Origin of the sequence: Nocardioides sp. YIM 152315, from assembly GCF_029210375.1 — a bacterium.
In the GTDB taxonomy this organism is placed as follows: Bacteria; Actinomycetota; Actinomycetes; order Propionibacteriales; family Nocardioidaceae; genus Nocardioides.
On the sequence record NZ_JARGER010000015.1, the window covers coordinates 55,152 to 73,348 of the forward strand.

Genomic DNA, 18,197 nt, shown 5'->3' on the forward strand with positions numbered 1-18,197 from the left:
AAACCGTCCAACTCGTTGAGGGAGAGGGCTACGGGACCGCAGCCTCGTCGGTCCTAACGACGAGTGGAACCTGGGGGCACGCACAGGTTCGTGCAATGCACGAACCTGCAGCGCGGCAGGTCAGACGAGGTCGAGGAAGTGCTCGAGACCGACGGTGAGTCCGGGCCGGTCGGCGATCTGGCGCAGACCGGTGAGCACACCGGGCACGAACGACGCGCGGTCGAGCGAGTCGTGCCGGATCGTGAGGGTCTCCCCCGGCCCGCCGAGCACGACCTCCTGGTGGGCGACCAGGCCGCGGATCCGCAGGCCGTGCACGCGGATGCCGTCGACGTCGGCGCCCCGGGCGCCGTCGAGACCGGTGGTCGTCGCGTCCGGGACCGGGCCGAGCCCGGCGTCGCGCCGGGCGGCGGCGATCAGCTCCGCCGTACGCCGGGCCGTGCCGGACGGTGCATCCGCCTTCGTCGGGTGGTGGAGCTCGACGACCTCGGCGGACTCGTAGTACGGCGCGGCCGCCGCCGCGAACCGCATCATCAGGATCGCGCCGATCGAGAAGTTCGGCGCGATCAGCACCCCGACCGAGGGCGCGTCCGCGAGCCAGCGCCGCAGGGTGTCGAGGCGGGCGTCGTCGAAGCCGGTGGTGCCGACGACGGCGTGGACGCCGTGGTCGATGCAGAACTCCAGGTTGTCCATGACCACGTCGGGATGGGTGAAGTCGACGACGGCCTGGACACCCGAGGTGACCAGCCCGCCGATGTCGTCGCCGGCGTCGATCGCGGCGACCAGCGCGAGGTCGTCGGACGCCTCCACACCTCGGCAGACCTCGGAGCCGACCCGGCCCCGGGCCCCCAGCACACCTACCTTGGTCACGGCCTCGATCACGGCCTCAACCTACCGGCTCGGCGGTCCCTGACTCGGCGGCGGGCGTCTGGCAGTCTGTGGGCATGGCGTTGCAGACGATCCCACCACGGATCCGGTGGGCGGTCGACGTGATGGATGTGCAGCCCGCCGACCACGTGCTCGAGATCGGCTGCGGCCCCGGGTACGGCGCCGAGATGATCTGCGAGCGGCTGGAGACCGGCAGGCTCTTCGCCATCGACCGCTCCGAGTCCGGGGTCGACCGCACCAAGCGGCGCTGCGCGCGCTTCGTCGAGAGCGGCCGCCTCACGGTCCGCCAGATCGACCTCGCCACGCTGCGGGTGCCGGTGAAGCGGCTGCACAAGGTCTTCGCGTTCAACGTGAACCTGTTCTGGGTGCGGGGCTGTGCCGACGAGGTCGCCCTGCTCCACGAACGGGTGCTGCCGGGGGGCGCGGTCTACCTCTTCTTCGACGCCAACCGGCCGGAGCTGGTGCCCAACATCGTCCGCAAGTCGTCCGCGGCGCTCCAGGAGGGTGGCTTCCGGGTCTCGGTCGTGGACCAGAAGGCTCCCCCGGTGGTCGGCATCATCGGCCGCCGATAAGAGAATAGCCTTCATTGCCTTTGCATTAGGTTATTTCCTGAAGTATGCTCTTCCCATGACCACCGCCGTGGTCCTGACCGTGGACCAGCGCGGGAGCCGGACCGGTCCGGACCGGATCCCCGAGGCGCTCGCCGCCCTGGCGCCGCTGCGCGTCCGGCTCCCCTTCGAGCGCACCGTGGGCGACGAGCTGCAGGGCGTGCTCGACGACGGGACGTCGGTCGCCGACGCGGTGGGGATGCTGCTCCGCGCCGAGGCGTGGAACATCGGCCTGGGCGTCGGCGCCGTCGAGGAGCCGCTGCCCGACCACACCCGCGCCGGCCGCGGGCCGGCGTACGTCCACGCGCGCGCGGCCGTGACCGCCGCGAAGAGCAGCCCGTGGCACACCCGGGTCGTCGGCGACGAGCCGACGACCCGCGCGCTCGAGACCACGATCTGGCTGTGGGCCGCCGTGCTCGCCCGCCGCACCAGCCGCGGGTGGGAGGTGGCCGACCTGGCCGCCGAGGGATTGTCGTACGCCGAGATCGGCGAGCGCCTCGGCATCAGCCAGTCGGCCGTGAGCCAGCGCGCCCAGGCGGCGGGCATCGTCGAGGCCCGGCGAGCGCACGAGCTCGTCACCGGGATCACCACTCACCTGCTCGGGACGGGAGAGAAGGCATGACCGCTGACATCCTGACCGCCCAGAACTGGGGCGCGCTGACGCTCGTGCTGCTCGCCTTCGCGCTGGCCTGCAGCCTCGCGGCCTGGGCATCGGCCGGCCGCCGGATCTGGGTGCCGGCCGCGCTGGTGCTGGTCGCGGCGGCCGCGGCCGTCGCCGCGGCACCCGAGCGGGTCGCCGTCGAGGGCAACGCGGCCGCGACGCTGCTGATGGCCCTCGGCGGCGCCGTCGCGGTCGCCGGCGGTGGCCCGGCCACCGCGCTCGTCTTCGACCTGGTCGACCGCCGCGAACCGCCGACGGAGTCGCTCGACCGCGCCGGGCACGTGCTGCGCGGCGGTGCCTGGATCGGAGCGCTCGAGCGGCTCGCGACCTTCGCGACCCTGGTCGCCGGCTGGCCCGAGGGACTGGCGGTGGTGCTCGCGCTGAAGGGCCTCGGCCGCTATCCCGAGCTCCGCGCGGCCGAGGACGGCGTACGCACCGGTGCGGCCGAGCGCTTCATCATCGGCACGTTCACCAGCGTGCTGTGGGCGTGCGCCGCCGCCGGTGTCGTGGCGCTCGTCTCGACGACCTGACCGGTCAGGCGGGGCCGACGATCGCGAGGATCTCGGACCGTCCGAAGACGTCACGCGCGATCTCGTGCACCTCGTCGAGCGTGACGCCGTCGATGCGCGCCATCACCTCGTCGATGCTGAGCAGCTCGTCGTGGACGAGCTCGGCCTTGCCGATGCGCGACATCCGCGACGCGGAGTCCTCGAGCCCGAGCACCAGGCCGCCGCGCAGCTGCCCCTTGCCGCGGGCCAGCTCCTCGGCGGTGATGCCGTCGCGCGCGACCTTCGCGAGCTCCTCGCGGACCACCGCGAGCACGTCGTCGAGCCGGTTCGGCAGGCAGCCGACCGACACGCCGACCAGACCGGAGTCGGCGTGGTGGGAGGAGAAGGAGAACACCGAGTAGGCCAGCCCCCGGTGCTCGCGGACCTCCTGGAAGAGCCGGCTCGACGTGCCCCCGCCGAGCGCCGTGTTGAGCACGCCGAGCGCGAACCGGCGGTCGTCGTCGCGGCGCAGGCCCTCCATGCCGAGCACGAGGTTGACCTGCTCGAAGGGACGCGTCGCCTCGATCAGCCCGGGCGCCACCCGCTTGCGGCTGCCGTGTCGCGCCGCCACGGGTGACTCCTCGACGTCGAGCCAGCCGTTGCGCCCGAACGCCGCGCGCACCTGGCGCACCAGGCTCGCGTGGTCGACGTTGCCGGCAGCGGCGACGACGATGTTGGCGGGCCGGTAGTGGCGCTTGTAGAAGCGCCGGATCTGGGCACGGGTCAGCGCCGCGATCGACTCCTCCGAGCCGGCGATCGGGCGGCCGAGCGGGGAGTCGCCCCAGGCCTGGGCGGCGAAGAGGTTGTGCACGACGTCGTCGGGGTCGTCGTCGTGCATCGCGACCTCGTCGAGGATCACGTCGCGCTCGGCCTCGACGTCGGCGGGTGCCAGCGTCGAGCTGGTGATCATGTCGCCGAGCACGTCGACGGCCAGCGGCAGGTCCTCGTCGAGGACCCGCGCGTGGAAGCAGGTGTACTCCTTGGCGGTGAAGGCGTTGAACTCACCGCCGACCGCGTCGAGGGCCACCGAGATGTCGAGCGCCGAGCGCTCCGCGGTGCCCTTGAACAGCAGGTGCTCGAGGAAGTGCGAGCAGCCGTGCAGGGCGGGCGACTCGTCGCGCGAGCCGATGCCCACCCAGACACCGATCGCCGCCGAGCGGACGCCCGCCTGCTGCTCGGTGATGATCCGCAGGCCGCTGGGCAGCGTCGTACGACGGATCCGCGAGGTCACCTGGCCGCCGGCGTCGGTCACGGTGTGCAGCGTGCGCGTCGCCGGCCGGGAAGACGACGGTGACCCGCCAGAAACTTTCTGGCGGGTCACCTTCGGTGCAGCCTTGGTCACTCGGAGTCGTCAGCTCCCTCGGAGTCCGCGGACCCCTCGGCATCCGCAGCGCCCTCCTCGACCACCGGGACCAGCGACAGCTTGCCGCGGTCGTCGATCTCGGCGATCTGGACCTGGATCTTCTGGCCGACCGAGACCACGTCCTCGACGGCGTCGACGCGCTTGCCACCGGCCAGCGAGCGCAGCTTGCTGATGTGCAGCAGGCCGTCCTTGCCGGGGAGCAGCGAGACGAACGCACCGAAGTTCGTCGTCTTCACGACCGTGCCGAGGTAGCGCTCGCCGACCTCCGGCATCGTCGGGTTGGCGATCGCGTTGATCGCGGACCGGGCGGCCTCGGCGGCCTCGCCGTTGGTGGCACCGATGTAGATGGTGCCGTCGTCCTCGATCGAGATCGACGCCTCGGTGTCGTCCTGGATCTGGTTGATGACCTTGCCCTTGGGGCCGATGACCTCGCCGATCTTGTCGACGGGGATCTTGATCGTGATGATCCGCGGCGCGTGGATCGACATCTCCTCGGGCTCGTCGATGGCCTCGGCCATCACGTCGAGGATCGTCATCCGCGCGTCGCGCGCCTGCTGCAGCGCCTGCCCGAGCACCTCGGCCGGAATGCCGTCGAGCTTGGTGTCGAGCTGCAGCGCGGTGACGAACTCCCGGGTGCCGGCGACCTTGAAGTCCATGTCGCCGAACGCGTCCTCGGCGCCGAGGATGTCGGTGAGCGCGACGTACTGGGTCTGGCCGTCGATCTCGCCGGACACCAGGCCCATCGCGATGCCCGCGACCGACGCCTTGAGCGGCACGCCGGCCTGCAGCAGCGCCAGCGTGGACGCGCAGACGGAGCCCATCGAGGTCGAGCCGTTGGAGCCCATCGCCTCGGAGAGCTGACGGATCGCGTAGGGGAACTCCTCGCGGTCCGGCAGCACCGGGAGCAGCGCCCGGCGGGCGAGCGCGCCGTGGCCGACCTCGCGGCGCTTCGGCGAGCCGACCCGGCCGGTCTCGCCGGTCGAGAACGGCGGGAAGACGTACTTGTGCATGTAGCGGCGGTGCTTCTCCGGGGAGAGCGTGTCGAGCTGCTGCTCCATCTTGAGCATGTCGAGGGTGGTGACGCCCAGGATCTGGGTCTCGCCGCGCTCGAACAGCGCCGAGCCGTGCACGCGGGGGATCACGCCGACCTCGGCGTGCAGCGGCCGGATGTCGGCCAGGCCGCGGCCGTCGATGCGCACCTTGTCGCGCAGGATGCTCTCGCGGACGACGGCCTTGTTGACCGAGCGGAACGCCGCGCCGAGCTCCTTCTCGCGGCCCTCGAACTGGCCGCCGAGCTTCGCGATGACCTCGTCCTTGAGCTCGTCGGTGCGGTCGTTGCGCTCCTGCTTGTCGGCGATCTTCATCGCGGCGGCGAGGTCGGCCTTCACCGCGGCCTCGACGGCCTCGAAGACGTCGTCCTCGTAGTCGAGGAAGACCGGGAAGTCCTGGACCGGCTTCGCGGCGACGTTGGCGAGCTCCGACTGCGCCTCGCACAGCTGCTTGATGAACGGCTTCGCAGCGTCGAGACCGCTGGCGACGACGTCCTCGGTCGGCGCCTGGGCACCGGACTGGACCTTGCCGAAGGCGGTCTCGGTGGCCTCGGCCTCGACCATCATGATCGCGACGTCGCCGGAGTCGGTGACCCGGCCGGCGACCACCATGTCGAAGACGGCGTCCTCGAGCTGGCTGTGGGTCGGGAACGCGACCCACTGGCCCTCGATCAGCGCCACGCGGACGCCGCCGACCGGGCCGGAGAACGGCAGGCCGGAGAGCTGGGTGGACAGCGAGGCCGCGTTGATCGCCAGCACGTCGTACGGCGCGTCCGGGTTGAGCGCCATCACGGTGATGACGACCTGGACCTCGTTGCGCAGGCCCTTCTTGAAGGTCGGGCGCAGCGGCCGGTCGATGAGGCGGCAGGCGAGGATCGCGTCCTCGCCCGGGCGACCCTCGGAGCGGAAGAAGGAGCCGGGGATCTTGCCCGCGGCGTACATCCGCTCCTCGACGTCGATCGTGAGCGGGAAGAAGTCGAACTGCTCCTTGGGGTGCTTGCCGGCGGTGGTCGCCGACAGCAGCATGGTGTCGTCGTCGAGGTAGGCGGTCACCGAGCCGGCGGCCTGCCGGGCGAGGAGCCCGGTCTCGAACTTCACGGTGCGCTGGCCGTACTTGCCGTTGTCGAGGACGGTCTCGACGGCAGAGATCACGGGCTCGTTGGTGGAGGTGTCAGTCAAGGGTCGTTCCCTTATCCGTTCGCGGAGCGATCCACGGCGTCCCGTTCTGCCCTCACGTGCATGGGGTGCGGGCCGGTCTTCGATCGAGGCCCGCAGCCCACCCGCGAGTGCGGGGGCTGAAGGCCACTACCGAGGACCGGGCCAGAACGCGCGGGTCGCTCCTGGTGTGCTTCTGAGGTGTTCAGTTGTCGAACGCGTCCGAGCCTAGCGTTGTCGGGCCCGGATACGAGAGGAGCGGCTGCCCGCGAAGGGGCAGCCGCTCCGCCCCGGAGACGGGGAAGGTCAACGACGCAGACCGAGGCGCTCCACGATGGAGCGGTAGCGCGCGATCTCGGTCTTCTGCAGGTAGTTGAGCAGACGACGGCGCTGACCGACGAGCAGCAGCAGGCCACGACGGCTGTGGTGGTCGTGCTTGTGCTGCTTGAGGTGCTCGGTGAGGTGGGAGATGCGGTGGCTCAGCAGCGCGATCTGCACCTCGGGCGAGCCGGTGTCGCCCTCGGTCATGGCGTACTCGGCGATGATCTTCTTCTTGGTCTCCGCGTCGGTACCGATCGACATGCGGGCTCCTTCCGGCCCTCTCGGGCAGTTCGTTGCGCGGCGCGCCCGGGCCTGTTCACCGGGGCACTCTGGTTCCGCGGCCGTTCTGACGGCGTGTCGCCTCGTGCAGGCAACCTGAGAACTCTAACGCGCAGGGTGACGCGCGGCCGAATCCGCATGTGATGATCGGGCCGTGCCACGACCTCTCGGAGCGGTGCTCGTCCTCGCGCTGCTCACCAGCCTGGTGACCGGCCTGGTGACCGGAGCGACGACCGGCCTGCCGATCGGCTCGCCCCCGTCGTACGCCGCGGCCGACGAGCCGGCATGGGCGGCGGACCTCCCGGAGCGGACCACGCAGGTGGTGCGCACGGTGTCGAGCCGGAAGTACTGCCACAAGGTCTGGTGCACGGTCACCCAGGCCTGGGAGCGCACCGGCGACGGCGGCTGGGAGAAGGTCCGCGAGCTCCGGTCCACGATCGGCTCGCGGGGGTGGGGCAAGCAGCGCGAGGGCGACCGCCGGTCACCGCTCGGGGTGTTCGACATCGAGGTGACCTTCACGACCAGCTCGTCCAACCCCGGCCGGATGCCGTGGCGCCAGCGTCGGCCGACCTCGATCGTCTCCTCCGCAGCGGGACCGAACTACAACACGTGGCTCGAGGTCCGCGGCGTCAGGTCGGGCAACCGTCCGTCGATGCGGTCGGGGTGGGTGCTGGACTACAACTTCGTCCGGCTGCGCCCGGGCGCGGGCACGCGGCCGGTGCCCGGCAGGGGCAGCGGGATCTTCTACCACACGTCGAAGCCCGGGCACCGCTGGGCGCCGACGGCCGGCTGCACCCAGGTGGGGAACCCGCGGCAGATGCGGTGGCTGCTCACCTGGCTGCGCCCGTCGGCGGAGCCGCGGGTCCTGCAGCAGCGCTGACCGGCCCGGGCCCGGACGACTCAGACCGCCGGCGGCGGGTCCCTGCGCTCGGTGACCTCGCGGCGGCCGTCGGAGTACTGCGTCACGTGCGTGGAGCGTCGCCGTGACGAGGTCGTCGCGACAGTCAGGACGATGACGAGCACGCCGGCCGCCGTGAGGATGTATCCCACCATCGTGAGGTCGACGTTCGCGAGGTTGTCGGTCACGGCGAAGGCGAGAATCAGCCCCACCGCGAGCAGGAAGACGCCAAGTCCGTAGCCCATGTCCATCCCTCTCTCCGCGCCCTTCTGGGCGCTCAGCGAAAGGGTGTCCGGCCAGGTTGCGGCGCAAACCCGGTCGCTGCACTGGCTCAGACCAGTGTCACCGACTCCGAGACCACCGCCTCGCAGGTCCAGCCGCCCTCGCGACTCCTCGGGTGTTGCACATTTCCCTAGAAGTGCAGGGATACCCGGTGCACCGGGTATCCCTGCGCCATCCCACCTACCCGGCGCTTCCGGCGTACGCCGGCTCCCGCTCCACGACCGGCTCGCCGCGCGGCCGGACCGGACGCCACGGCCACCAGACCCGGTCGCCGAGCAGGACCAGCGTGGCGGGGAGGATCACCAGCCGGATCAGCGTGGCGTCGAGCAGGATCGCGGCCGACAGGCCGACGCCCATCATCTTCATCTCCAGCATCGACAGCGTCGCGAAGATCGCGAACACCGAGACCATGACCGCGGCCGCGCTGGTGACCACGCCCGCGGTGTCGACGATGCCACGCTGGACGGCGAGCCGCGTGGGCATGCCCAGCTCGACGTGCTCACGCACCCGGCTGAGGACGAAGACGTGGTAGTCCATCGACAGTCCGACGAGGACCACCAGCACGAAGAGCGGGATCCAGTCGATGACGAAGCCCGGGCTCGAGAAGTCCAGGGACCCGCTGAACCAGCCGTGCTGGAAGACCAACGTCAGGACGCCGAACGCCGCTCCGACCGAGGCCAGGTTCAGCACCGTCGAGATGCCGGCGAGCACCACGCTGCGGAACGTCGTGACCATGATCAGCATCGTCAGCAGCAGCACGAACCCGATGACGAGCCCGAGCCGGTTGCCCTGCTTCTCCGCGAAGTCCAGGCTCTCCGCGGCGCCCCCACCGACGGCGTGCTCGACGTCGTGCCCGGGGCCGAGCTCACCGACGGCGGCCGGCACCAGGTCGTCGCGCAGCTCGTGCAGCGCGGCGTCGACGCGCTCGTCGGTCTCGTCGTAGGGCATGCCGAGCACGACCATCGACGTCGTACCGTCCTCGGACGTCTGCACGCCGTTGCTCGAGGCGACGAAGTGACCGGTGTCGACGGCGTCGTCGCTCATCCGCTCGAGCGCCGACCGCACGTCGGCCTGCTCCCGCGCGTCGCCGCGCACGACGACCGTCGCGCTGGCGCCCTCGTCGGCCGGGAAGCTCGTGCTGATGTCCTTGACGGTCTGCACCTGCGGGATCGAGCTCGGCAGCGTGTCGAGCGTGCCGGAATGGGTCTTCATGCCGAGAGCCGGTACGGCGAGGCCGAGGATCACCGTCGAGGCCAGCACGAGGGCCACGACCGGGTGCCGGACGACCGGGCCGAGCAGCCGGCGGCTGATCCCGCCGCGACCGATGCGCCGGTTGAGGCGCCACAGCAGCGGCACCCGCGGCCGGTCGGACCAGCGACCGAGCTTGACCAGCAGCGCCGGCAGCACGGTGATCGAGCCGAGGACCGCCACGGCGACCACCAGGATCGAGCCGACCGCGAGGGAGTTGAACGTGGCGTCGTCGATGACGAACAGCCCCGCCATCGCGGCGATGACCGCGCCACCCGAGACCAGGATCGAGTGCCCGGAGGTCTGCGCCGCGATCTCGACCGCGTCAAGCGTGCCGCGCCCCTTGGCCCGCTCCTCGCGCTCGCGCTTGAGGTAGAAGAGCGAGTAGTCGACGCCGACCGCCATGCCGATCAGCACGATCATGCTCGCCACGGTGTCGTCCGACGGGACGAGATGCGACAGCGGCGCCATCAGGCCGATCGTGGCCGCCACGCTGGAGGCGGCGAGGAGCACCGGGATGCCGGCGGCGATCAGTGCGCCGAACGCGAGCAGCATCAGGATCAACGTGACCGGGAGGCTGGTGGTCTCGGCCGCGGCCAGGTCGTCGCCGACCCGGTCGTCGATGGCGACGTCCAGGCTCACGTCGCCGGCCTGGCGGATGTCGACCTCGCCGTGCCGCTCCCCCACCGCCGAGACGGCGTCCTGGAGGTCGGTGACGTCGTCGGTGTCGGGCGTCAGCTCGATCGGGACGAGCACGGCCGACCGGTCCGCGTTCCACTGCGGCTCGGCGACCTCGGCGACGTGCTCGGCGTCGCGGGCGGCCGCCGCGACGTCGGCGACGGCGCTCTGCGCGGCCTCCTCGTCGAGGTCGCCGCCGCGGGCGGTGATCAGGACGTTCTCGCTGTCGGGCTGCACCAGCCCGGACTCGGTGATCATCGCGTCGGCCCGGCCGGACTCGCCGACCCGGAAGTCGGCGTCGGTCGTGGCCTTCGTCGGCATCGCCACGGCGAGCCCGACCGCGAACGCGACGAAGGCGATCCACGCCAGGATCGCCCGCCAGGGGTGTTCCGCGCTCCATCGCGCGGCTCTCATCGGTACTGCTGTCAACGGGTTGCCCATGGCCGTCTCTCCTCGGGTCCTCGATGGCTGGTCTGGTTGGTGCTCCCAGCGTCGAGTCGCGCGCGGAAAAGATCAGGGGCGCCAGGACCCGGACCCGGGTGGTGCCAGCACCACTGTGCGACTCGGGCCGGCCCGAGAGGATGGGGACGTGGATCGCTTGCGCCTGACCGGGTACGCCGTCGCCCAGTTCTTCCTCGCCATCGTGCTGATCGTGCTCCTGGTGCTCTGGATCGTCGGCGGCGTGCTCGTCGTGATCTGGGTCGGGCTCGGCATCGTCACCGGATGCCTCTTCGCGACCCGGTGGATCGCGAACCTGCACCGCGTGATGGCCGCCCGCACGCTCGGTGAGCCGATCCCGGATCCCTACCGGCCACTCCCGCAGGGCGGCTTCTTCGCCAAGGCGCGGGCGGTGCTGGCCGACCCGATGACGTGGCGCGACCTCGCCTGGGTCTTCGTCGCCCCGGCCGTGGGCATCGTGGTTTCGCTGGTCGTGGTGATCCTGCTGCTCGGGGTGGTCACCGGCTTCATCTGGTGGTTCGTGACGCCGCCGCTGATGCGGGCCCGGGCGATGTTCGACCGGTTCTTCCTCGCCTACAGCCGCACCGAGAAGCTCGAGCAGCGGGTGCATCACCTGACCGAGAGCCGGGCCGACCTCGTCGACCACTCCGCCGCCGAGCTGCGCCGGCTCGAGCGTGACCTCCACGACGGCGCCCAGGCGCGGCTCGTGGCGCTGTCGATGAGCCTCGGCATGGCCGATGCGGCGTTCGAGGCCGACCCGGAGCAGGCCCGCCGGCTCGTGCAGGACGCCCGCGCCACGACCACCGCGGCGATCGGCGACCTGCGCTCCGTCGTACGCGGCATCCATCCGCCCGTGCTCGCCGACCGCGGCCTCGGCGGGGCCGTCGAGGCGATCGCGCTCGACATGGCGATCCCGGTGCACGTAGAGGTCCGGCTCTCCGGTCGGCCGCCCGCGCCGGTCGAGTCGGCGGTCTACTTCGGCGTCGCCGAGTGCCTGGCGAACATCGGCAAGCACGCCGCCGCACGCCACGCCTGGATCATCCTCACGCACGAGCCGGCCGACAACGGCGGCACGCTGCGCGCGATCGTCGGCGACGACGGGCGCGGCGGCGCGGACCCCGGGAGCGGGACCGGCATGCTGGGCGTGATGCGGCGGTTGGCGGCGTTCGACGGCACGATGTCGGTGTCGAGCCCGGCCGGCGGCCCGACCCTGGTCACCTTGGAGGTTCCGTGCAGCCTGGCTCCGACGCCGGACTCAAGCTCGTCCTCGCCGAGGACCACGCCCTCCTCCGGGCCGGGATGATCCAGCTGCTCGAGGGCAACGGCTTCACGATCCTGCACGCGGTCGACAACGCGCCCGCCCTCGCGCAGGCGCTGGGCGACCCCGACGCCGACGCGGCGGTGCTCGACGTACGCCTGCCGCCGACCCAGACCGACGAGGGCCTGCGCGCCGCGATCACCGTGCGCGAGGCGCGGCCGGGCTTCCCGGTGATGGTCCTGTCGCAGTACGTCGAGCAGCTCTACGCGCGCGAGCTCCTGGCCAGCGGCACGGGCGCGGTCGGCTACCTGCTCAAGGACCGGGTCTCCGACGTCGCGGAGTTCGTCGACGGCGTCCGCCGGGTCGCCGGCGGAGGCACCGTGCTCGACCCCGAGGTGGTCGCGACCGTGATGGCCCGCCAGCGCGACGAGCCGCTGGACCGGTTGACCGCACGCGAGCGGGAAGTGCTCGGGCTGATGGCCGAGGGTCGCTCCAACGGCGCGATCGCGGCCCACCTGCACGTGACCGAGAAGGCCGTGGCGAAGCACATCAACAGCATCTTCGCGAAGCTCGACCTGCCGCTCGACGAGGACGACCACCGCCGCGTGCGGGCCGTGCTGGCCTGGCTGCGCGTCTGACCGACGTTGAATCGGGACTTTCGGACAGTTGGGTCGGGAGTTCAGGACATTCTCTTGTCCAGAAGTCCCGATTGATGTGTCTGGAAGTCCCGACTCAACCTTCAGCCCAGCAGTGCGCGCACGGCGTCGCGGGCGGCCTGCGGGTCGGCCGCGGCGAGGGCGGCCTCCGCGGCGTCCTCGCACTGCTCCGAGGTGACGGAGGCCAGCCGAGCGCCGACCGGGCGCACGGCCGCGGCGGCCATCGACAGCGAGCTGACGCCCATGCCGACCAGCACGCACGCGAGCAGCGGGTCGGCCGCGGCCTCGCCGCAGACGCCGACGGGCTTGCGGGCCTGACGACCGGCCTCGGCGGTGATCGCGATGAGCTGCAGCACAGCCGGCTGCCAGGGGTCGGTGAGGTGCGCGAGGTCGGTGGCCATCCGGTCGGCGGCCATCGTGTACTGCGTGAGGTCGTTGGTGCCGATCGAGAGGAAGTCGACGACCTGGAGCATCCGGTGCGCGAGCAGGGCGGCGCTCGGCACCTCGACCATCACGCCGGCGCGCAGTCCGCGGCGGTGGACCTTCGCGGCGAACGTCTCGGCCTCCGCGACGGTCGCGACCATCGGGGCCATCACCCACGCCTCGGTGCCGGTCTGCTCGGCGGCCCGGGCGATGCCGTCGAGCTGGCGGTCGAGCAGACCGGGGTTGTCGAAGGACAGCCGCAGCCCGCGTACGCCGAGCGCTGGGTTCTCCTCGCCGTCGAGGGTCGCGAACGCGACCGGCTTGTCCGAGCCGGCATCGAGGGTGCGCACCACGACGTACCTCTCGTCGCCGAAGGCGTCGAGGACGCGGCCGTAGATCTCGGCCTGCTCCTCGACCGGCGGCTCGTCCTTGCGGTTGAGGAAGCACAGCTCGGTGCGGAACAGTCCCACGCCCTGCACCGGTGCGCCGCTGGCCGCACGCGCCGACTCGCCGTCGGCGACGTTGGCGAGGATCTTGACCGGCCGGCCGTCGGCGGTCGCGCCGGGGCCCGACCACGAGGCGAGCGCCTCGCGCGCTGCCGCGTCGGCGACGACGCGCTCGCGCGCGTCGACCTCGTCGGGCTCGACCTCGAGCAGTCCGGCGGCGCCGTCGACGAGCACGAAGGTGCCACCCGGCACGTCGGTCGCGCCGGCGAGCCCGACCACGCACGGGATCGCGAGCTGACGGGCGATGATCGCGGTGTGGCTCGTCGGTCCGCCGCGCTCGGTGACCAGCGCGAGCACCCGGCTCGGGTCGAGCCCGGCGGTGTCGGAGGGCGCGAGGTCCTCGGCCACCACCAGGCACGGACTGTCGGGCAGGTCGACCCCCGGCTCGGGCTCGCCGACGAGATGGGCGACGACCCGGCGCTCGATGTCACGCAGGTCGGTGACCCGCTCGGCCATCAGGCCGCCCATGTTGTCGAAGATGGTCACGAACTCCTCGACCGCGGCGTGCACCGCGTCGAGGAGGCCGGCCCCCGACTGGAGTGCCTTCGCCACCCCGCGGCGCAGGCCCTTGTCACGGGCGAGTCCGGCGCTCGCGGTGAGCACGGCGGCGGCGGAGCCGGAGGCCGCACCGGCCTTGGCGGCGAACCCGTCGGCGACGGCGCCCACCGCCGCGTCGTACGCCGTCAGCGCGGCCTGGGCGTCGGCGAAGGCGGCGCCGTCGAAGCGCGCGATCGCCGCCGGGTCGACCTCGGTGCGGACGACGAGGACCGGTCCGTACGCGACGCCGGCCACCACCGGCGTGCCGCGCAGCTGCGGGGTGGATGCGGTGACCATGCTCCTCAGTAAACGCCCGTCGGTCTTGACACGTCAACACATTCGGGCATAAAACAACACATACGCAGATCCCCGAAGGAGTGCGATCAATGTACGCCGAAGAGCGCCAGCAGGCGATCGCCCAGCTCGTGGGCGAGCGCGGCCGGTTGTCGGTCGCGGCGATCGCCGAGCAGTTCGGCGTCACGACCGAGACCGTGCGGCGCGACCTCTCCGCGCTCGAGCGGATGGGGCTGGTCCGGCGCGTCCACGGCGGCGCCGTGCCCGCCAGCTCCCTCGCCGTGATCGAGTCCGGGCTCGGCGAGCGCGACCAGGCCAACACCGCGGAGAAGGAGCTGATCGCCAAGGCGGCGATCGACGAGCTGCCCCCGGTCGGCGGCACCGTCCTCATCGACGCGGGCTCGACGACCATCCGGTTCGCCAGCCTGCTCCCGCGCGACCACAGGCTCACGGTCGTGACCCATGCCGTGCCGATCGCCGCGCGCCTCGCCGGGCTCCCCCACCTCGACCTGCACCTGCTCCCCGGGCGGGTCCGCACCACGACCCAGGCGGCCGTCGGCGCCGACACCGTCGAGGCGCTCGAGCGGCTGCGCGTCGACGTCGCCTTCCTCGGCACGAACGGGATCACCGTCGATCACGGGCTCTCCACCCCCGACCACGACGAGGCGGCGGCCAAGCGCGCCATGGTCGGCGCGGCGCGCCGCGTGGTCTGCCTGTCGGACTCCAGCAAGGTCGGCACCGAGACGGCCATCCGGTTCGCGCGGCTCGTCGAGATCGATGCGCTGGTGACCGACGCCGGCATCACCGCCGCGGACCGGGCGGGTCTCGAGGACGCCGGTCTCGAGGTCGTCATCGCATGATCGTCACGCTCACGGCCAACCCGAGCCACGACCGCACGGTGTCGCTGGCGGGTCGGCTCGAGCGCGGCGCGGTGATCCGCGCCGAGTCGGTGCTCTCCCAGGCAGGCGGCAAGGGCGTCAACATCTCCCGCGCCTCGGTCGCGGCGGGAGTCCCCTCCATCGCGGTGCTGCCGGCCCCCCACGACGATCCGTTCGTCCACGAGCTGCTCGCCTCCGGCATCGACTGCCGGCCGGTCACCATCGACGGCACCCTGCGGGTCAACATCACCGTCTCCGAGCCCGACGGCACCACGACCAAGCTGAACAGCCCGGGCCCGACGCTCGCCCCCGACGTGCTGCACGAGCTCACCGCGTCGCTCCAGCACCGCGCCGACAGCGCCGACTGGGTCGTGCTCGCCGGCTCGCTGCCGCCCGGCACGCCGGTGGGGTGGTACGCCGAGCTCGTCGCCGCCCTGCGCGGCCACGGCGCCCGGGTCGCGGTCGACACCTCGGACGCGCCCCTGCGGGCCCTCGTCGACGGCCTCGGCACCGCGGCGCCGCACCTGATGAAGCCGAACGGCGAGGAGCTCGCGTCGTTCACGGGCCTGGACCCCGACGTGCTCGAGTCCGACCCCGGCGCGGCCGCGGAGGCCGCGACCGGCCTGGTGGAGCGCGGAGTCGAGGCCGTGCTGGCGACGCTCGGCCCGCACGGCGCGGTGCTGGTCACCGGTGACGGCGCGTGGCACGCCGCTCCTCCGCCGACGACCGTGGTGAGCACGGTCGGAGCCGGCGACTCCAGCCTGTTCGGCTACCTCCTCGGCGACCTCCAGGGCCTCGACCCCGGCCGGCGGCTCGCGCTCGCCGTCGCCTACGGCAGCGCCGCCGCCGGCCTGCCGGGCACGACCATCCCGCAGCCTCACCAGGTGCAGCCCGAGCTCGTCTCGGTCCGACAGCTGCAGCTCGCCCCGGGAGGGTGAGCTCGCCGGCAACCTCACACAACAGGGAGAGAACAGCATGCCCAGCAAGACCGTCGCCGTCGGCTCCTCCGTCGGCCTGCACGCCCGTCCCGCCCAGCTCATCGCCGAGGCGGCCGAGGAGCTCGACGCCGAGGTGCTCATCGGCATCTCCGGCCAGGAGCCGGTCGACGCGAGCTCGTCGCTGATGATCATGACCCTCGGGGCCGCCTGCGGCGACCGGGTCGAGGTCAGCAGCGACGACCAGGTCGCCCTCGACACCATCGTGGCGCTGGTCGAGAAGGATCTCGACGCATGAGGATCGGGTCGTGAGGCCGGGCGAGCGCTACGGCGTCCGCCGGGGCTCACCATCCTCGGCGGCGCGCAACGCGAGGTAGACCGCGCGCATCCCGACGGCCCGCTCCAGCTCGCGCGTCACGGTCGAGAAGAACTGTGCGCGATAGGTCTCGTCGGTCAGCGTGGACACCGTGAGGTAGAGGCCGGAGAAGTCGGCCAGGAAGACCGAGACCTTCAGCAGCTGCACCGACACGCTCGGGAGGCCCGGCACGTTCTGCACGGCGTCCAGCCCGGTCCAGGCGACCTGGACGTCCTCGTCCATCACCAGGGCGCCGAAGACCAGGAAGAAGACGAAGACGCTCGCCGCGAGGAGCAGCACCTGGACGGCCTGGACGATCACCAGGGCGAGGATCAGGTTCCAGCGCTCGAAGCCCGTGACCTGGGCGTACGCCGCCGGATCGGCCTCCGGGTCGTCGACCAGCTCGGCGCAGGGTTGCTCGAGCGGGGTCCGGGCGCAGGCCCGCACGAGGAACGCGTCGTCCACCTCGTCATCGGCCCGGTCCACCTCCTCCGGCAGTCGCACCAGCAGGAACACGACGCCGATCGCCGTGAACAGCAGCACGGTCAGCCAGAGCAGGCCGGGGGTGAGGCTGGCGGTCATCTGCCAGGCCTCGGCGTTGATGAAGAGGAACGTCACGAAGACCAGCAGCAGCGGCAGCGCCCGCGACATGTTCGGCAGCAGCCGGACCAGGGTGCCGGTCGTGCGGCTGAGGCTCCACCCGAGGATCGGGCGGAAGCGGAGCGCGGTCAGCGCGTACCAGACCGCCGCCACCAGCACGACCGCGAGCAGGACGGCCGGACCGGCCGTGATCTCGTCCGCGAACCAGGCGAGCCCGACCCCGGCCGCGACGGCGACAAGCACGACCGCGACCAGGAGAGGCAGCGTCCGCCCGGGCCGCAGCGCGGCGCGGACGGCGGCCCGGTCCGCGGGCACGAAGTACGGGAGGCCGTGCCGCTGGAACCAGACCTCCGCCGAGCGCAGCGCCTCCTCGCGGGTCACGTCAGCAGCTCACGGGCCCGATCGACGTCGGCCTTCATCTGCGCGACCAGCGCCTCCACGGAGTCGAACGCGACCATCCCGCGCAGCCGCTCGACGAAGCTGACCTCGACCTCGACGCCGTACAGCTCGAGGTCGGTGCGGTCCAGCACGTAGCTCTCGACACGGCGGTCACGCACCCCGTCGAAGGTGGGGTTGGTGCCGACGCTGATCGCCGCCGGGAAGACCTCGCCGGTGTCGAGGCGGCGCAGCCAGCCGGCGTAGACGCCGTCGGGCGGCGCGGCGGTCATCGCGTCGGTGGGCACGTTGGCCGTCGGGAAGCCGAGCTCGCGGCCGCGCTGGTCGCCGCGGACGACCACCCCCCGCACGGCGTACGGCCGCCCGAGCGCCTCGGCGGCGCCGGCGACGTCGCCGGCGGCCAGGCTCATCCGGACGTACGTCGAGGACCACACCTGCGGGCCGCCGTCGAGCGGGATGCCCTCGGCGCCGAAGCCGAGCCGCGCCCCGGCCTCCCGCAGGGTCGCGACGTCGCCGGAGGCGCGGTTGCCGAACCGGAAGTTCGCGCCGACCACGACGGCGGCCGCGTGGAGGCTGTCGACGAGCACGCGCTCGACGAACTCCTCCGGCGTCCATCCGGCGACGCCCCGGTCGAACGGCACGGCCAGCACGTGGTCGGCGCCGGCCGCGTTGAGCAGCTCGGCGCGGATCTCGAGCGTGGTCAGCGTGGTCGGGGCGTGCTCGGGACGCAGCACCGCCATCGGGTGCGGGTCGAAGGTGACCGCGACGACGGGCAGCGAGCGCTCGTCGGCGATCTCCCGGGCCCGCGACACCACGTGCCGGTGGCCGAGGTGCACCCCGTCGAAGTTGCCGATGACGACGACCGTCGGCCCCAGGTCGGCCGGAACCTCGTCGAGGGATCGCCAGATCTGCACGCGCGAAGACT

At 72.2% G+C, this 18,197-nt stretch carries 18 protein-coding genes; 9 read left to right on the forward strand and 9 right to left on the reverse strand.

Annotated elements, in window-relative coordinates:
- Nucleotides 1-120: 120 nt before the first annotated feature.
- Entirely contained in the window at nt 121-867 is a 747-nt protein-coding gene (gene dapB, locus PZ894_RS04120; protein WP_275743021.1) for a 4-hydroxy-tetrahydrodipicolinate reductase, read from the reverse strand.
- A gap of 74 nt (nt 868-941) precedes the next feature.
- Between dapB and PZ894_RS04125 the strand changes: the two genes are divergently transcribed.
- The 3 genes from PZ894_RS04125 to PZ894_RS04135 are packed head-to-tail and all read left to right on the forward strand — an operon-like array spanning nt 942 to nt 2,684.
- Nucleotides 942-1,457: a class I SAM-dependent methyltransferase gene (locus tag PZ894_RS04125; RefSeq protein WP_275742741.1), complete on the forward strand. Its 516-nt coding sequence runs from the start codon at nt 942-944 to the stop codon at nt 1,455-1,457.
- Nucleotides 1,458-1,512: 55 nt separating this feature from the next.
- A complete protein-coding gene (locus PZ894_RS04130; protein ID WP_275742742.1) occupies nt 1,513-2,115 on the forward strand; it encodes a sigma factor-like helix-turn-helix DNA-binding protein in 603 nt (200 codons plus the stop codon).
- Complete coding sequence (locus tag PZ894_RS04135; RefSeq protein ID WP_275742743.1) at nt 2,112-2,684, forward strand: hypothetical protein; 573 nt, start codon at nt 2,112-2,114, stop codon at nt 2,682-2,684. The genes PZ894_RS04130 and PZ894_RS04135 overlap by 4 nt, the downstream gene beginning before the upstream one ends.
- Nucleotides 2,685-2,688: 4 nt before the next feature.
- Here PZ894_RS04135 and PZ894_RS04140 read toward each other — a convergent pair whose 3' ends face one another.
- The 3 genes from PZ894_RS04140 to rpsO form a co-directional block, all read right to left on the reverse strand.
- A complete protein-coding gene (locus tag PZ894_RS04140) occupies nt 2,689-3,954 on the reverse strand; it encodes a pitrilysin family protein (protein WP_275742744.1) in 1,266 nt (421 codons plus the stop codon).
- Nucleotides 3,955-4,040: 86 nt separating this feature from the next.
- Entirely contained in the window at nt 4,041-6,293 is a 2,253-nt protein-coding gene (locus tag PZ894_RS04145) for a polyribonucleotide nucleotidyltransferase (protein WP_275742745.1), read from the reverse strand.
- A 282-nt stretch (nt 6,294-6,575) separates the two neighbouring features.
- Nucleotides 6,576-6,851, reverse strand: coding sequence for a 30S ribosomal protein S15 (gene rpsO / locus PZ894_RS04150; RefSeq protein WP_275742746.1), 276 nt, complete (start codon nt 6,849-6,851; stop codon nt 6,576-6,578).
- Between the two features lie 172 nt (nt 6,852-7,023).
- Between rpsO and PZ894_RS04155 the strand changes: the two genes are divergently transcribed.
- Nucleotides 7,024-7,749, forward strand: coding sequence for a L,D-transpeptidase family protein (locus PZ894_RS04155; RefSeq protein WP_275742747.1), 726 nt, complete (start codon nt 7,024-7,026; stop codon nt 7,747-7,749).
- A gap of 20 nt (nt 7,750-7,769) precedes the next feature.
- Here the strand turns inward: PZ894_RS04155 and PZ894_RS04160 are convergent, their stop codons facing one another.
- Nucleotides 7,770-8,012 carry a DUF6458 family protein gene (locus PZ894_RS04160; RefSeq protein WP_275742748.1) on the reverse strand — a complete coding sequence of 81 codons (243 nt, stop codon included), beginning with the start codon at nt 8,010-8,012 and terminating at the stop codon, nt 7,770-7,772.
- Nucleotides 8,013-8,229: 217 nt separating this feature from the next.
- Complete coding sequence (locus PZ894_RS04165) at nt 8,230-10,389, reverse strand: MMPL family transporter (RefSeq protein WP_275742749.1); 2,160 nt, start codon at nt 10,387-10,389, stop codon at nt 8,230-8,232.
- Nucleotides 10,390-10,564: 175 nt separating this feature from the next.
- Here PZ894_RS04165 and PZ894_RS04170 point away from each other — a divergent pair, with 175 nt between their 5' ends.
- Together PZ894_RS04170 and PZ894_RS04175 are read left to right on the forward strand one after the other, a co-directional pair.
- Complete coding sequence (locus tag PZ894_RS04170; RefSeq protein WP_275742751.1) at nt 10,565-11,737, forward strand: sensor histidine kinase; 1,173 nt, start codon at nt 10,565-10,567, stop codon at nt 11,735-11,737.
- A complete protein-coding gene (locus PZ894_RS04175) occupies nt 11,734-12,330 on the forward strand; it encodes a response regulator transcription factor (RefSeq protein ID WP_275743023.1) in 597 nt (198 codons plus the stop codon). The genes PZ894_RS04170 and PZ894_RS04175 overlap by 4 nt, the downstream gene beginning before the upstream one ends.
- Nucleotides 12,331-12,431: 101 nt before the next feature.
- Here the strand turns inward: PZ894_RS04175 and ptsP are convergent, their stop codons facing one another.
- Nucleotides 12,432-14,111: a phosphoenolpyruvate--protein phosphotransferase gene (gene ptsP / locus PZ894_RS04180; protein WP_275742753.1), complete on the reverse strand. Its 1,680-nt coding sequence runs from the start codon at nt 14,109-14,111 to the stop codon at nt 12,432-12,434.
- A gap of 89 nt (nt 14,112-14,200) precedes the next feature.
- On the opposite strand from ptsP, the gene PZ894_RS04185 reads away from it, so the two are divergent.
- From PZ894_RS04185 to PZ894_RS04195, 3 genes are read left to right on the forward strand one after another with little or no spacing between them, the layout of a single operon-like run.
- On the forward strand, nt 14,201-14,968 hold the full coding sequence (locus tag PZ894_RS04185; protein ID WP_275742755.1) for a DeoR/GlpR family DNA-binding transcription regulator: 768 nt from the start codon (nt 14,201-14,203) through the stop codon (nt 14,966-14,968).
- Nucleotides 14,965-15,924 carry a 1-phosphofructokinase family hexose kinase gene (locus tag PZ894_RS04190; protein WP_275742756.1) on the forward strand — a complete coding sequence of 320 codons (960 nt, stop codon included), beginning with the start codon at nt 14,965-14,967 and terminating at the stop codon, nt 15,922-15,924. The genes PZ894_RS04185 and PZ894_RS04190 overlap by 4 nt, the downstream gene beginning before the upstream one ends.
- 37 nt (nt 15,925-15,961) lie before the next feature.
- Complete coding sequence (locus PZ894_RS04195) at nt 15,962-16,219, forward strand: HPr family phosphocarrier protein (RefSeq protein WP_275742757.1); 258 nt, start codon at nt 15,962-15,964, stop codon at nt 16,217-16,219.
- 27 nt (nt 16,220-16,246) lie between these two features.
- Here PZ894_RS04195 and PZ894_RS04200 read toward each other — a convergent pair whose 3' ends face one another.
- Together PZ894_RS04200 and PZ894_RS04205 are read right to left on the reverse strand one after the other, a co-directional pair.
- Nucleotides 16,247-17,257: a hypothetical protein gene (locus PZ894_RS04200; protein ID WP_275742758.1), complete on the reverse strand. Its 1,011-nt coding sequence runs from the start codon at nt 17,255-17,257 to the stop codon at nt 16,247-16,249.
- Nucleotides 17,254-18,186 (reverse strand): bifunctional riboflavin kinase/FAD synthetase, encoded by a 933-nt coding sequence (locus tag PZ894_RS04205; RefSeq protein ID WP_275742760.1) that lies wholly within the window; start codon nt 18,184-18,186, stop codon nt 17,254-17,256. Before PZ894_RS04205 ends, PZ894_RS04200 begins: the two co-directional genes overlap by 4 nt.
- Nucleotides 18,187-18,197: the final 11 nt, after the last annotated feature.